13 protein-coding genes and 2 tRNA genes are annotated in these 13,397 nt (G+C 64.5%); 4 read left to right on the plus strand and 11 right to left on the minus strand.

Going from position 1 to position 13,397, the window contains the following annotated elements; all coding sequences use genetic code 11:
• The first annotated feature begins 9 nt into the window (after positions 1–9).
• Complete coding sequence (gene ttcA / locus ACOJCM_RS09300; protein ID WP_445211778.1) at positions 10–951, plus strand: tRNA 2-thiocytidine(32) synthetase TtcA; 942 nt, start codon at positions 10–12, stop codon at positions 949–951.
• Positions 952–1,031: 80 nt separating this feature from the next.
• Here ttcA and fnr read toward each other — a convergent pair whose 3' ends face one another.
• From fnr to ccoN, 11 genes are all read right to left on the minus strand, one after another.
• The gene (fnr, locus tag ACOJCM_RS09305; protein ID WP_445211779.1) at positions 1,032–1,778 is read right to left on the minus strand and encodes a fumarate/nitrate reduction transcriptional regulator Fnr; all 747 of its coding nucleotides are present in this window, start codon (positions 1,776–1,778) and stop codon (positions 1,032–1,034) included.
• 114 nt (positions 1,779–1,892) lie between these two features.
• Positions 1,893–3,308, minus strand: a complete 1,416-nt coding sequence (gene hemN, locus ACOJCM_RS09310) for an oxygen-independent coproporphyrinogen III oxidase (RefSeq protein ID WP_445211780.1) — start codon at positions 3,306–3,308, stop codon at positions 1,893–1,895.
• Positions 3,309–3,413: 105 nt separating this feature from the next.
• A complete protein-coding gene (locus ACOJCM_RS09315) occupies positions 3,414–4,115 on the minus strand; it encodes a sulfite exporter TauE/SafE family protein (RefSeq protein WP_445211781.1) in 702 nt (233 codons plus the stop codon).
• Positions 4,115–4,348 (minus strand): cbb3-type cytochrome oxidase assembly protein CcoS, encoded by a 234-nt coding sequence (gene ccoS / locus ACOJCM_RS09320; RefSeq protein ID WP_445211782.1) that lies wholly within the window; start codon positions 4,346–4,348, stop codon positions 4,115–4,117. Before ccoS ends, ACOJCM_RS09315 begins: the two co-directional genes overlap by 1 nt.
• Positions 4,345–6,834 (minus strand): heavy metal translocating P-type ATPase, encoded by a 2,490-nt coding sequence (locus tag ACOJCM_RS09325; RefSeq protein ID WP_445211783.1) that lies wholly within the window; start codon positions 6,832–6,834, stop codon positions 4,345–4,347. Before ACOJCM_RS09325 ends, ccoS begins: the two co-directional genes overlap by 4 nt.
• Before the next feature lie 16 nt (positions 6,835–6,850).
• Complete coding sequence (locus ACOJCM_RS09330) at positions 6,851–7,360, minus strand: FixH family protein (RefSeq protein ID WP_445211784.1); 510 nt, start codon at positions 7,358–7,360, stop codon at positions 6,851–6,853.
• 5 nt (positions 7,361–7,365) lie between these two features.
• Entirely contained in the window at positions 7,366–8,805 is a 1,440-nt protein-coding gene (ccoG, locus tag ACOJCM_RS09335; RefSeq protein WP_445211785.1) for a cytochrome c oxidase accessory protein CcoG, read from the minus strand.
• Between the two features lie 123 nt (positions 8,806–8,928).
• On the minus strand, positions 8,929–9,858 hold the full coding sequence (ccoP, locus tag ACOJCM_RS09340) for a cytochrome-c oxidase, cbb3-type subunit III (protein WP_445211786.1): 930 nt from the start codon (positions 9,856–9,858) through the stop codon (positions 8,929–8,931).
• The gene (locus ACOJCM_RS09345; RefSeq protein ID WP_445211787.1) at positions 9,855–10,094 is read right to left on the minus strand and encodes a cbb3-type cytochrome oxidase subunit 3; all 240 of its coding nucleotides are present in this window, start codon (positions 10,092–10,094) and stop codon (positions 9,855–9,857) included. Before ACOJCM_RS09345 ends, ccoP begins: the two co-directional genes overlap by 4 nt.
• A 2-nt stretch (positions 10,095–10,096) precedes the next feature.
• Complete coding sequence (gene ccoO / locus ACOJCM_RS09350) at positions 10,097–10,705, minus strand: cytochrome-c oxidase, cbb3-type subunit II (protein ID WP_445211788.1); 609 nt, start codon at positions 10,703–10,705, stop codon at positions 10,097–10,099.
• A 22-nt stretch (positions 10,706–10,727) separates the two neighbouring features.
• Entirely contained in the window at positions 10,728–12,155 is a 1,428-nt protein-coding gene (gene ccoN, locus ACOJCM_RS09355) for a cytochrome-c oxidase, cbb3-type subunit I (RefSeq protein ID WP_445211789.1), read from the minus strand.
• A 164-nt stretch (positions 12,156–12,319) separates the two neighbouring features.
• Between ccoN and ACOJCM_RS09360 the strand changes: the two genes are divergently transcribed.
• The 3 genes from ACOJCM_RS09360 to ACOJCM_RS09370 all read left to right on the plus strand — a co-directional run bounded on the left by ACOJCM_RS09360 (position 12,320) and on the right by ACOJCM_RS09370 (position 13,396).
• Positions 12,320–13,051, plus strand: coding sequence for an alpha/beta family hydrolase (locus ACOJCM_RS09360; protein WP_445211790.1), 732 nt, complete (start codon positions 12,320–12,322; stop codon positions 13,049–13,051).
• A 139-nt stretch (positions 13,052–13,190) separates the two neighbouring features.
• Positions 13,191–13,266 (plus strand) — tRNA-Val (locus tag ACOJCM_RS09365).
• A 56-nt stretch (positions 13,267–13,322) separates the two neighbouring features.
• Positions 13,323–13,396 (plus strand) — tRNA-Asp (locus ACOJCM_RS09370).
• Position 13,397: the final 1 nt, after the last annotated feature.

Raw genomic sequence — 13,397 nt, forward strand, 5'->3', positions numbered from 1 at the left:
CCCGTGACCATGCAAGACGCCGTAACATTCGACCCCCATTCCGTTGCCGACCTGAAAGCTCGCCTGCAGCAGGGCGAGATGGATCAGGAGAGCACGACGCTTGAGCAGCTCGACGCCAAGGGGCGGCGTGAATTCAACAAGCTGCAGAAACGCCTGAGGCGTCAGGTAGGCAATGCCATCATCGACTACGGAATGATCCATGAAGGGGATCGGGTCATGGTATGCCTGTCGGGGGGCAAGGACAGCTATACGCTGCTCGAGATATTGCGCAACCTGCAGCGCAATGCGCCGGTGAACTTCTCGCTGGTAGCGGTCAATCTGGACCAGAAGCAGCCCGGCTTTCCCGAGCACGTGCTGCCCGAGTATCTCGATTCCATCGGCGTCGAGTACTACATTCTGGAGCGCGATACCTATTCGGTGGTGAAGGAGAAGACCCCGGAAGGCAAGACGACCTGCGCGCTCTGTTCGCGGCTGCGGCGCGGTTCGCTGTACGGCTTTGCCGAGGAGATCGGGGCGACCAAGGTGGCGCTGGGCCATCACCGCGAGGATATCCTCGAGACGCTTTTCCTCAACATGTTCTATGGCGGCAGCCTGAAGGCCATGCCGCCCAAGCTGCTTTCCGACGACGGCAAGAATATCGTCATCCGTCCGCTGGCCTATTGCCGCGAGGCGGACATCATCGAATTCGCACAGCTGATGGACTTCCCCATCATTCCCTGCAACCTGTGCGGCTCCCAGCCCAACCTGCAGCGCCAGGTGGTCAAGGAGATGCTCGCCGATTGGGAGCGCAAGCACCCCGGGCGTATCGAATCGATGTTCAAGGCCGTATCCAACGTGGCGCCTTCGCAGTTGGCCGACCGCGAGCTGTTCGACTTCGAGGGGCTAGAGGCCAAGCAGGCACGAAGACGCGAGCGCCGCATCGATGCGCTGGACGTTTCGCGGGGAAGTTGAACGGCCATCCGGCACGAATGGAAACCGCCCGGCATCCTTTGAGCCGGGCGGTTTCGTTCTGCTGGGCGGTGTCGCAGGGCTTAGTGGTCGTCCTGCGCCTGGGTCACCAAGGCCTCAAGATTGAGTATGTTCACCTCGCGCCCCGATACCTCGACCAGCCCCTGCTGCTGGAAGCGGCCGAGGATGCGACTCACCGTTTCAACGGCGAGCCCCAGGTAATTGCCGATGTCGGCTCGCGACATGGAGAGGCGGAAGCTGTAGGGTGAATAGCCGCGGCGGCGGAAGCGGTCCGACAAACTGGTAAAGAAACTGGCCAGACGCTGGTCGGCGGTCTTGCGCGAAAGCAGACGCATCATCTTGCGGTCGTCGCGCAGCTCCTTGCTCATGCTGCGGTAGAGCTGGCCGCGCAGTTCCGGCAGCTGCTCCGAAAGCGAATCGAGCCGATCGAAGGGAATCTCGCAAACGGTGGTGGTTTCAAGCGCGATCACGCTGCCCGGATACTTCCGTTCGTCGATGCCGTCCAGGCCGACCAGCTCGCTGGGCAGGAAGAAATTGGTAACCTGGTCCTCCCCTGACCCTTCGGTGGTAATCTGCTTGAGGCTGCCGGAGCGCACCGCGAATACGCTGCTGAAGGCGCTGCCCTGGCGAAACAGCGACTCGCCCTTCTTCAGTGGGGCGCGGCGCCGGATGATGGCATCGAACTGCTCCATATCCTCGAGTTCGAGCGCAAGGGGCAGGCACAGCGAGCTCAGGCTGCAGTTCTGGCAGCGCGTTTCGTGCAGCAGCGAACGCCGCTGGCCCAGTGCATTGGCCACGTTGACCGGCATGCTCCACCTCCTTGATCCTGTCGTGTAGCCATTATGGAGCATTATGGGGGCCGGTAAAATGCCCATCGCGACCTTTGGCCGCAGCTCGCCTGTTATTCGGGTCGGACCTCCCGCTCAGACGATGCGTGAAAAGCGCGAATCGGGTGGCAATGTCAGGCGATTGTCGAAGGCCATGGCGAGGTGACGGATCAGCAGGCGGCCGAGCGGTGTCGCCACCAGGCGGCGCCCTTCGAGGTGGGCCAATCCGTCCCTCAGCGGGGCCTCCAATCGCAGCAGGGCATCCGCCAGGTAGCGGGGAGCGTCGATGCCGAAGGTTTCGCTCAGCTCGTCCAGGTCGAGTTCCATGTCGCACATCAGCCGCTCGATGGCATGCTGCCGGATACGGTCGTCGAAGCTCAGGCGAACCCCACGAGCGGTGGGCAGCTGGCTGGCATCGAGCGCCGCTTCGTAGGCGCCGAGGGCGGTGTGGTTCTGGGCATAGACATCGTCGATGCGGGAGATCGCCGAGACACCGAACCCCACCAGGTCGCATTGGGCGTGGCTGGAGTAGCCCTGAAAATTGCGCTGCAGGGTCCCTTCGCGCTGGGCGATCGCCAGGCTGTCGTCGGCGCGGGCGAAGTGATCCATGCCGATATGGGTATAGCCCGCTGCGGTCAACATGGCGATGGTGGTGCGCAGTATCGCCAGCTTCTCGTCGGGGCTGGGCAGGTCTACTTCGCGTATGTGCCGCTGGGCGGCGAAGCGCTCGGGCATGTGGGCGTAATTGAAGATGGAGAGTCGTGCCGGCGCCATGGCGATCACCTGCTCCAGCGTCGCGGCAAAGGTGTCGCGGGTCTGGAAAGGCAGGCCATAGATCAGGTCCAGGTTGAGCGAGCGGAAACCCAGGCGATCGGCCTCGTCGAGCAGCGCTTCGGTGAGGATGCGTGGCTGGATCCGGTTGATGGCTCGTTGTACACGCGGGTCGAGATCCTGAACGCCAAGACTCAGGCGATTGAAGCCCAGCGCCTGCAGGTGGCGAAGGGTGAAGACATCGGCCTCTCGCGGGTCGATCTCGATGGCGTAGTCGCGGTCGCGGGCGTTGGTAAGGCCGAAGCGGGCGTCGAGCCGGTCGATCAGATCGCTCATCTGGTCGAGGTTGAGAAAGCTCGGTGTGCCGCCGCCCCAGTGCAGCTGCGCCACCTCGCGACGCGTGTCGAGGTGTGGCCTGACCAGCACCATTTCGCGGTCCAGCCGCGAAATATAGGGTTCCGCCACCTTGGCGTTCTTGGTGGCGATCTTGTTGCAGGCGCAGTAGTAGCAGGCCTTGCGACAGAAAGGAATATGCACGTAGAGCGACAGCGGCCTGCCATCGGCATTGCTGCGTGCCAGCGCTGCCTGGTAGGCCGGCGCGTCGAACTCCTCACCGAACGAAAGCGCAGTGGGATACGAGGTGTAGCGCGGTCCATGAGTGTCATAGCGCCGCAGCAGGGCCGCGTCCCAGGCGAAGGGGTCGGCCGTCATTCGAGGCATGGACAGCGCGGGGGCGGACATGGAATTACTCCGAAGGCTAACGATTGCCATCATGCTAGCCGTACCCGGCCCAAGGCAGTTTGAGCTGCGTCAAACGAAGCCGTAATGCAGGTTAAGGGCTGGCCTTCAATGTTCCGGAGCGCCCAGCGGCAGCAGGGCAACGAGCTGCCAGAGGGCGAAAGCGATGATAAGGAGGGCCGCCAGGGTGCGGGTTGCCGGATGACGGATCAGCGTGCCCAGCTGGCGTGCGGCGAAGCCGGTGACAAGCAGTGAAGGCAGGGTCCCGAGGCCGAAGGCGCCCATCAGCGCCGCGCCTTTCAACGGATTCGCCGTGGCCAGGCTCCAGGCCAGCATTGAATAGACGAGACCGCAGGGCAGCCAGCCCCAGACCGCGCCAAGGCCGATGGCGTGGGGAACCTTGACCACCGGCATCAGTCGCTTGCCGATGGGCTCCAGGTATCGCCAAAGGTGCCTGCCCAGCGCCTCGACCCTGAGCAGTCCCTTCCACCAGTTGGCAATGTAGAGTGCCATCAGGATCAGCATGAGCGCGGCGAACAGTTGCAGCCCCATGCGCGCTGCCGGCGTCAGGGCCACCACGGTGCCGAGCGAGGCAACCAGCGCGCCGGCGACCATGTAGCTTGCAATGCGCCCGAGGTTGTAGCCAAGCAGAAGCCCGGAGAGCCGGGCTGGGCTACGCATGCTGGGCGGCACGGCGAAAGTCAGCGCGCTCATGATGCCGCCGCACATGCCGATGCAGTGCGCACCGCCAAGCAGGCCAAAGACGAAAGCCGCCAGCAGCGGAGGCAGGCCGAGTCCGGTGGGATCCATCAGCGCGCTGCCCGATCGTCGTCATCGCCGGCGTCCGGCTTTTCCTTTCTGGCCTGACGTCGCTTCTCCCGTTCCGCGAGGGGCAGGTCGTTCTCGTCCTCGTCGAAGAGGATGCGGTGGGCCGGGCCCTCGAGATCCTCGAACTGGTCGTTCTTCACCGCCCAGAAGAAGGCCCAGACGGCCAGGCCGAGCAGGATCAGTGACAGCGGGATGAGCAGGTAGAGAACGGTCATGCATTCACCCAATTGGCGTCGGGGCTCGGCCCGGGGGCGGGGCGCAGGCGGAAGCGATTGAGGCGTAGCGCGTTACCCACCACCACCAGTGAGCTGCCCGACATGCCGAGGGCCGCGACCCAGGGCGGCACGATGCCGATGGCGGCCAGCGGCAGGGCCGAGAAGTTGTAGCATACCGACCAGATCATGTTTTGGCGCATGATGCGGCGAGTCGCGCGAGCGATCTCGACCGCCTCGACGATACGCATCAGGCGTGGACTCAGCAATACGGCATCGGCGCTGGTGCGGGCCAGGTCGGTGGCGCCGTTCATGGCGACCGACACGTCGGCACCGGCCAGCACCGGTACGTCATTGATCCCGTCTCCGATCATGGCGACCTTTTCGCCGGCGGCCTGGCACGCGCGGATGCGCTCCAGCTTGCCTTCCGGACTGACGCCGGCACGCCAAGTGTCGATGCCCAGCTGTTCGGCCATGCTGCGCACGGCACCGATCGTGTCGCCCGATAGCAGTTCGACCCGTGTGCCGCGTGCCTTCAGTGCCGCCACTGCCTCGGCGGCGTCGTCGCGCAGCCTGTCGCGCAGGGCGAACCAGGCGCGCGGCTCACCCTCTTCGCCAAGCAGCAACCACTGGCCATCACCCGGTGCTTCGGGAGCTTGGCCGGGGCAGGCGAAGTCGGAGCGTCCCAGGCGCCAGCGCTTGCCGTCGATCACGCCTTCGACCCCCTGCCCGGTGCGACTGGACCGCTCGCCGGCCTCCACCGTGGCGTCGCGCCAGGGACGGAAGGCCCGCGCGATGGGATGTTCGGAGCGGGCCTCCAGCGCTGCCGCGATCACCTGGGCACGTTCCGCAGGAATGAGGCCGAGCGTACGGGTATCCATCAGCTGCATCTCGCCGCACGTCAGGGTGCCGGTCTTGTCGAATATCACCCGATCGACCTGTGACAGCGACTCGATGGCATCGGCGCGGGTGATCAGCACGCCGCGGCGCCGCAGCTGGCCGTGGCCGGCGGTGAGCGCGGTGGGCGTGGCGAGCGCCAGGGCGCAGGGGCAGGTCACCACAAGCACCGAAAGCATTACCCATAGCATGCGACTGGGATCGATGAACCACCAGGCGACGGTCACGCAGGCGGTCACGACCAGCAGCCGCAGCACGAACAGGTGCGACATTCGCGCTGCCATCTGGGCCAGTCGCGGGCGACTGGCAAAGGCGCGGTCGGTGAGATCGACGATGCTCGCCACACGGGCCTCCTTGCCGGCATGGGTGACACGCACCACCAGGGGGCTCTCGATGTTCTGGCTGCCGCCGGTGACGCTGTCGCCGATACGCCGGCTCACTGGCAGGTATTCGCCGGTGAGCATCGACTCGTCGAGGCTCGATTCGCCCTCTTCAATCATGCCGTCGGCGGGCACGCCGTGGCCGGGCTTTATCAGCACGCGGTCGCCGGGAGCGAGTTCGCTTGCCGGCAGGATACGCTCCTCGCCGTTCGCCTCGAGGCGCACGGCGGAGAGCGGCAGGGCGCCGGCCAGGACGTTTCCGGTATGCCCGCTGCGTCGCCGCGCACGAGCCTCCACGTAGCGACCGAACAGCAGGAAGAAGGTGAACATCGCCACCGAGTCGAAATATACCTCGCCGGTGCCCGAGAGCACGGCATAACCGCTGGCGAGATAGGCGCCCCCGATAGCGATGGAAACCGGCACGTCCATGCCCAGCACGCGCGCCCGCAGGTCGCGCACGGCATTGCGGAAGAAGGGCATGGCGGAGAAGAACACCACCGGGGTGGCCAGGGCGAACGAGAGCCAGTGGAACAGCGCCAGGAAGTCTTCGCTGATCTCGCCGGGACCTGATACGTAGATGGGGATCGAGAACATCATTACCTGGGCCATGCCCACCGCCGCCACGATCAACCGGCGGATATTCATGCGTTCCTCGAACTGCAGCCGCTGCTGGGCCGCATCCGGTTCGTAGGGCTGGGCGCTGTAGCCGATGCCGGCCATCTCGGCGAGAATCCGCGACAGCTTGAGTCTGGCCGGGTCCCATGCCACCCGCACCCGATGGTGGCTGAGGTTGACGGCGCTCGAGGTCACGCCGTCCAGCGCGTTGAGACGATGTTCGATCAGCCAGGCGCAGGCGGCGCAGGTGATGCCATCCACGGCCAGGGTGGCGTGGACCAGGCCGCTGTCGCCCTCGGCGTGAACGAACTGGCGCTGCAGGCCCGGGTCGTCGAACACCGCCCAGGTTTCCGCCTTGACCGCCTGACGCTCGTCGGGGCGCTCCGGCAGCTCCGTGCGAAAGCGGTAGTAGCTGGCCAGTCCGCCATCGACGATGGCATGCGCCACCGCTTCGCAGCCGGGGCAGCATAGCGGATGGGGGGTATCGTCGAGCGTGATCGACCAAGGGGCGCCTGCGGGCACGAGGCTGCCGCAGTGATAACAGTTCGTGGCCGGTTGCCTGCCCTCGGCGGCCTGGGTCGTATCGTTGTGCGTCAAGGGTCTTCTACGCTCGCTAGCTGCGCTGTTGAACGCCCGGTGTCAGGTTGAAGCGCTCTTCGCTGGGGAAGCGGGCCTCACCCACCAGGCGCCACTCGGGCTGTTCGTCACGGGGCTGTAGCTGCAGGTACCAGCGATAGCGCAGGTTGTCGGGCGCCTGGCCCAGGTAGAGGCCGTCGCGAACGTGTTCCAGATCGATCGACTGGTCGCGGTCGGCCTCCGTGGGAAAGATCAGCTTCAAGGACAGCTGATCGGGACGGTCGTCGCCATCCAGCTGTACCATGACATCGCTGGTCAAGGGGTCGAGGCGCAGGTCGGCGGCCAGCTTCAGTTCATGGGCGCGATGTTGCTTGGCCAGTTCCATGTTGATGGCGCGGCCGTGCTCATAGTAGTCCTCCTGCACCATGCCATCGAAGGAACGTACTGAAAGGACGGCAAAGCTGGTGCTGACGGCCATCGCCGAAAACAGCAGGCCGAGCAGGAACCAGGGCCAGAACTGCTTGTACCAGGGGGAGGGGGTCGTCATGGAATTCATCTCCGTGTATCGCCGATGAAGCGCGTCTCGCGATCGAGGGCGATGTGTTCGTCCTGATGCGATTGCAGGTGGAGCACGATCGGGTGGCTGGGCAGTTCGATGTCATCGGGTTCGGCGGTCACCTGAACGGCGAAGGTGCGCGTGGCGCCGGCCGGTACTTCGAAACCGTCTCTGTCGAGTTCGAGGCTGGGCAGTCCGCTGGCCACCAGGCGATAGTCGTGAGGGCGATCATCGCGGTTGCGTACGGTCAGGGTATAGACGTTGCTGATGCGCCCGTCACGCGTCATCTGGTAGAGCTGGCCGCGCTCGCGCTCGGCTTCGAAGTCGAGAGGCATGCGCTCGCTCAGCGCCCAGGTGAACAGGCCGACCATGACCACCAGTGCGGCCAGGTAGCCGAGCAGGCGGGGACGCAGGATATGGGACCGCTTTCCTTCCAATGCGTTCTCGGTGGTGTAGCGAATCAGTCCCCGCGGATAGCCCATCCGGTCCATTACGCTATCGCAGGCGTCGATGCAGGCCGCGCAGGTGATGCACTCGTACTGCAGGCCGTCGCGGATGTCGATGCCGGTCGGGCAGACCTGCACGCACAGCTCGCAATCGATGCAGTCGCCCAGCCCTGCGGCGCGAACCTGCTCATGGTCGAGCGATTTCTTGCGCGCACCGCGAGGTTCGCCGCGGGCCGCGTCATAGGAGACGATCAGGGTGTTGCGATCGAACATCACGCCCTGGAAGCGGGCGTAGGGGCACATGTAGATGCACACCTGCTCGCGCAGCCAGCCGGCGTTGAGATAAGTGAAGACGAGAAAGAAACCGACCCAGAAGTAGGACCAGCCGTGCGCCTCGAGCGTGGGCAGGTCAACCGCCAGCTCGCGAATCGGTGTGAAGTAGCCGACGAAGGTCACCCCGGTGGCCAGCGCGATGGCCAGCCAGATGGCATGCTTGGCGGTCTTGCGCCAGGCCTTGTCGACGCTCATCGGCTCGCGGTCGAGTTTGATGCGGCGATTGCGCGAACCCTCCAGGCGATGCTCTACCCAGATATAAAGGAAGGTCCAGACGCTCTGGGGGCAGGTATAGCCGCACCACACGCGTCCGGCGAAGACGGTAATGAAGAACAGGCCAAAGGCGCAGATGATCAGTAGCCACGACAGCAGGATGAATTCCTGCGGATAGAAGGTGGCGGCGAAGATATGGAACTCGCGCCCCGGCAGGTCGAACCAGATCAGCGGACGGTCGCCCCAGGTGAGCCATGGCAGGCCAAAGAACGCCAGCATCAAACCCCAGTTGGTGAGGCGTCTGAGACGCTGGAAGATACCCTTGATCTCGCGCACGTAGATGTGGCGCCGTTTGGCGTACATCTGCTGCTGGATCGTGTCGCCTGGGGCATGGTGCCCCACGGCATCGGGGGTGATGTCCCGGGTGGGTATCTTTTCGCTCATAGTTGGCTCGCGGCAGGCAGGGCGCCCGCAGAGGGGAGGCAATGAAGTGGCTTCATTGTAGCGAGAGCCCGTCGCGAAGCGGGGATGTGCGACCGCGGGTCGCACATCCCGCCTGGGCGGATATCAGTCGCGGTCGCGAAGACTGTAGACGTAGGCGGCCACCAGGTGGACACGTTCGTCGCCGATATAGGCTTCCTGCGCCGGCATGTGGCCGTTGCGACCGTTACGCAGGGTCTGGCGGACCGAGTCGAGGACGCTCTGTCCCGGTGCCAGGTAGAGCCAGGTATTGTTGGTCAGGTCTGGTGCCCCCAAGGCCTGGTTGCCGGTGCCGTCGGGGCCGTGGCAAGCGGCGCACACCGAGGTGAACACGGCGGAACCCGGCTCGGCGCGTTCGGCGTCGTGCTCCAGGTCGGACAGCGACAGTACGTGGTTGGCCACGTTTTCGATATTCTCCTGGCCAAGCTGCTGCCAGGAGGGCATCAGGCCGTTGCGCCCGCGCACCAGGGTAGTGACGATGTGGTCGGGCTCGCCGCCGTATAGCCAATCGTCATCGGTCAAGTCGGGAAAGCCGTAGCCGCCCTTGGCGTTCGAACCGTGACACACCGCGCAGTTGTTGAGAAAGATCCGCTCACCCACCTGCATGGCTTCGGCGTCCTGGGCCAGCTCGGGGATGGGAATCTCCTGGTACTGGGAGAAGATCGGCGTGAAGCGCTCCTCGGCATGGGCGACCTCCTGCTCCCACTGGCCCTCCTGGGTCCAGCCGAGCAGGCCGGCGAAGTTGCCGAGCCCGGGATAGAGCAGCAGGTAACCCAGCGAGAACACCACGGTGCCGACGTAAAGCTGGAACCACCAGCGTGGCAGCGGGTTGTCGTATTCCTCGATCTCGTCGGCGGCGTGGCCGGTGGTTTCCACGTTGCCGTCGGCATCGGGCACCTTGTCGGTCTTGCGGTTGGCATAGAGAATCCAGAAGGCGAAGGCGATGGAGCCCAGCGTGATCAAGATGATCCAGGCGCTCCAGAACCCCGGAAGGGAGTCACCCCAGAAATTGCTCATGCGTTTTCGTCTCCCCTGTCTTTGCGGGAATCGGCTTCGCCTGCCTGCTCGCGGTGCGAGCCCTGCTGCGAGGCGCTGCGGTCTCGGTTCGATTGTTTGTCGTCATCGGCGAAGGGCAACTGGGCCGCCTCGTCGAAGTCCGGCTTGCGCCGCCGGGAATAAGCCCACCAGACGATGCCGAGGAAGGCGATGACCAGCAGACCGGTGATGATGCCGCGAAAGGTACCGGTATCCATGATCAGCGCGTGCCCTCGAGGACGGTCCCCAGCTGCTGCAGGTAGGCCACCAGGGCCGTGATCTCCTGCTGCCCGCGGACTTCGCGCGTAGCGCCCTCGATGTCCTGGTCGGTGTAGGGCACGCCGAGGCTGCGCAGCACTTCCATCTTGCGCGGGGTGTCCTTGCCGTCGAGGGTGCGCTCGAACAGCCACGGATAGGACGGCATGACAGATTCCGGCACCACGTCGCGCGGGTTGTACATGTGCGCGCGATGCCAGTCGTCGCTGTAGCGGCCGCCGACACGGGCCAGGTCCGGGCCGGTACGCTTGGAGCCCCACAGGAAGTTGTGCTCGTAGACCGACTCGCCGGCCACGCTGTAGTGCCCGTAGCGCTCGGTTTCGGCGCGGAACGGGCGGATCATCTGCGAATGGCAGCCCACGCAGCCCTCGCGGCGATAGATGTCGCGTCCTTCGAGCTCCAGGGCGGAGAGGGGGCGCAGGCCGTCGACCGGTTCCGTGGTCTGTTTCTGGAAGAACAGCGGCACGATCTCGGCCAGGCCGCCGAAGCTGATCACCACCAGGATCAGCACGGCGAGCAGACCAACGTTCTTTTCGACAATCTCGTGTTTCATTGGTGTCGGTTTCCCCGGTTGGTCAGGCGGTCTGCGGCAGCGGCTGCTGGCTCAGTGCCTGGCTGCGCTTGACGGTCATGAAGACGTTGTAGGCCATGATCAGCATGCCGATGACCCAGCACAGGCCACCGATCAGGCGCACGACATAGCCTGGGCCGCTCGCCTCGACGGCTTCGACGAAGGTGTACATCAGGGTGCCGTCGGGGTTGATGGCACGCCACATCAGGCCCTGCAGGATGCCGTTCACCCACATGGCGGCGATGTAGAGCACGGTGCCGATGGTGGCGAGCCAGAAGTGCACGGCGATCAGGCCGACGGAGTACATTTCGGTGCGGCCGAACAGGCGCGGAATCAGGTGATACATGGAGCCGATGGTGATCATGGCCACCCAGCCCAGCGCGCCGGCATGCACGTGGCCGATGGTCCAGTCGGTGTAGTGGGACAGGGCGTTGACCGTCTTCACCGCCATCATCGGGCCTTCGAAGGTGGACATGCCGTAGAACGACAGGGCCACCACCAGGAAGCGCAGGGTCGGGTCGGTGCGCAGCTTATGCCAGGCCCCGGAAAGGGTCATCATGCCGTTGATCATGCCGCCCCAGGAGGGGGCCAGCAGGATGATCGACATCACCATGCCCAGTGACTGCGCCCAGTTGGGCAGCGCGGTGTAATGCAGGTGGTGGGGTCCTGCCCACATGTAGATCATGATCAGGGCCCAGAAGTGCACGATCGAAAGGCGGTAGGAGTAGATCGGCCGCTCGGCCTGCTTGGGCACGAAGTAGTACATCATGCCGAGGAAGCCGGCGGTCAGGAAGAAGCCCACCGCATTGTGCCCGTACCACCACTGCACCATGGCATCGATGGTGCCGGCGTAGATCGAGGTGGAGTACATCATCGTCACCGGAATCGCGGCGTTATTGACGATGTGCAGCACCGCGACGGTAAGGATGAAGGCGGCGAAGAACCAGTTGGCCACGTAGATGTGGGAGGTCCTGCGCTGCTTGATGGTCATCAGGAAGACGATGGCATAGCTGACCCAGACCACGGCGATCAGGATGTTGATCGGCCACTCGAGCTCGGCGTATTCCTTGGTGGTGGTATAGCCCAGCGGCAGCGTGACCACCGCGGACAGGATCACCGCCTGCCAGCCCCAGAAGGTGAACGCGGCCAGCTTGTCGGAGAACAGCCGCGCCTGGCAGGTCCGCTGTACCACGTAATAGGAAGTCGCCATCAGGGCGGAGCCGCCGAAGGCAAAGATGACGGCATTGGTATGTAGCGGACGCAAGCGGCCGAAGCTGGTCCAAGGCAGATCGAGGTTGAGTTGCGGCCAGACCAGTTGTGCGGCAAGGATGACACCGAGGAGCATGCCCACGATGCCCCACACCACTGTCATGATCGCGAACTGCCGAACTACCTTGTAGTTGTAGGTCGGGTGCTCTAGTGCTGTGCTCATGTCAGGTTCCCATAGAACGCGTATCGGGAATTCGTGGTGGCGGTGACGGCCACGACGGCGCTCCCGGTTGGGTGATGCAGGTCAGAAAGCAGGGCGGATTCTAGCGCAGCCGCCGGACAGACTGAAACAAGGATACAGGTGAAACTCGTATAGGAATTTGACGTGTGTCGAACTTTTCGCAAATTGATTCGGTCGTCATCAGTCCCGTCCAACTGAGCGAACAGGGGCTGTATTGTGAGCCCGGCCAGTGGCTCGTCGAAGGGTGGGGCCCGCTCGAAGTGAAGGGGGAGGGAGGCATCGGCCGCCTGCTGATCGCCCATGGGGCGGGGGCTGGACAGCATTCGCCCTATATGCGTCATTTGCGGGATGCTCTCGTTGACCGGGGCGTCCAGACCCTTGCCGTCGAGTTCGCCTACATGCAACGCATGCAGCGGGAAGCGAAACGAATTCCACCGCCACCGATTGACCGCCTGGTAGAAGAATTGTCCCACTGGTGCGACATTCTGACACAACCGCAAGGAGGTACTCTGTGGCTCGGCGGCAAGTCCATGGGCGGGCGTGCGGCCAGCCTGCTGGCGGCACGCGACCGGGCCGCCGGCCTGGTGTTGTGCGGCTACCCTTTTCACCCACCGCGCAAGCCCGAGAAGTTGCGCCTGGCGCATTGGCCGTTGATCGACTGTCCCACGCTGGTGGTGCAGGGCAGTCGCGATCCGTTCGGCACTCGCGAGGAGGTCGAAAGGTACTCGCTGCCCGAACGGGTGCGGATGCACTGGCTGGAGGAGGGCGATCACGACTGGAAACCGCGAGGCAAGTCGGGTCTTACCCAGGCGGAGCTGATCGAGGAGGGGGCCACCGCGATCGCCGCGTTCATGCAGGCGCACCGTGCATCGGAGTGACCCATGTCGCGCCGGGCGCGGGCTGCAGCCCCGCGGGGGCTGGCAGGCGTTGCGAAAAGTGGGGCGCCAAGGCGATGAGAGGCGAAAGAGCATTGACAACCAATCCGATCCCTGTAGAATTCAGCGCCACGTGACCAGGGGGTGGTTAGCTCAGCTGGGAGAGCACCAGCCTTACAAGCTGGGGGTCACAGGTTCGAACCCTGTACCACCCACCATCGCGACTGACGCCAAGCCTTGGTGAAGGGTAGCGATCACGTAGGAAGCAAGCAGCGGACCGGTAGTTCAGTCGGTTAGAATGCCGGCCTGTCACGCCGGAGGTCGCGGGTTCGAGTCCCGTCCGGTCCGC

The organism is Billgrantia hypersalina, from assembly GCF_052584175.1.

What these genes read in the sequence shown, in the direction of transcription:
- ttcA (WP_445211778.1), top strand. Translation starts at nt 10, where the DNA reads ATGCAAGACGCCGTAACATTCGACCCCCATTCCGTTGCCGACCTGAAA.
- fnr (WP_445211779.1), bottom strand. Translation starts at nt 1,778, where the DNA reads ATGCCGGTCAACGTGGCCAATGCACTGGGCCAGCGGCGTTCGCTGCTG.
- hemN (WP_445211780.1), bottom strand. Translation starts at nt 3,308, where the DNA reads ATGTCCGCCCCCGCGCTGTCCATGCCTCGAATGACGGCCGACCCCTTC.
- ACOJCM_RS09315 (WP_445211781.1), bottom strand. Translation starts at nt 4,115, where the DNA reads ATGGATCCCACCGGACTCGGCCTGCCTCCGCTGCTGGCGGCTTTCGTC.
- ccoS (WP_445211782.1), bottom strand. Translation starts at nt 4,348, where the DNA reads ATGACCGTTCTCTACCTGCTCATCCCGCTGTCACTGATCCTGCTCGGC.
- ACOJCM_RS09330 (WP_445211784.1), bottom strand. Translation starts at nt 7,360, where the DNA reads ATGACGACCCCCTCCCCCTGGTACAAGCAGTTCTGGCCCTGGTTCCTG.
- ccoG (WP_445211785.1), bottom strand. Translation starts at nt 8,805, where the DNA reads ATGAGCGAAAAGATACCCACCCGGGACATCACCCCCGATGCCGTGGGG.
- ccoP (WP_445211786.1), bottom strand. Translation starts at nt 9,858, where the DNA reads ATGAGCAATTTCTGGGGTGACTCCCTTCCGGGGTTCTGGAGCGCCTGG.
- ACOJCM_RS09345 (WP_445211787.1), bottom strand. Translation starts at nt 10,094, where the DNA reads ATGGATACCGGTACCTTTCGCGGCATCATCACCGGTCTGCTGGTCATC.
- ccoO (WP_445211788.1), bottom strand. Translation starts at nt 10,705, where the DNA reads ATGAAACACGAGATTGTCGAAAAGAACGTTGGTCTGCTCGCCGTGCTG.
- ccoN (WP_445211789.1), bottom strand. Translation starts at nt 12,155, where the DNA reads ATGAGCACAGCACTAGAGCACCCGACCTACAACTACAAGGTAGTTCGG.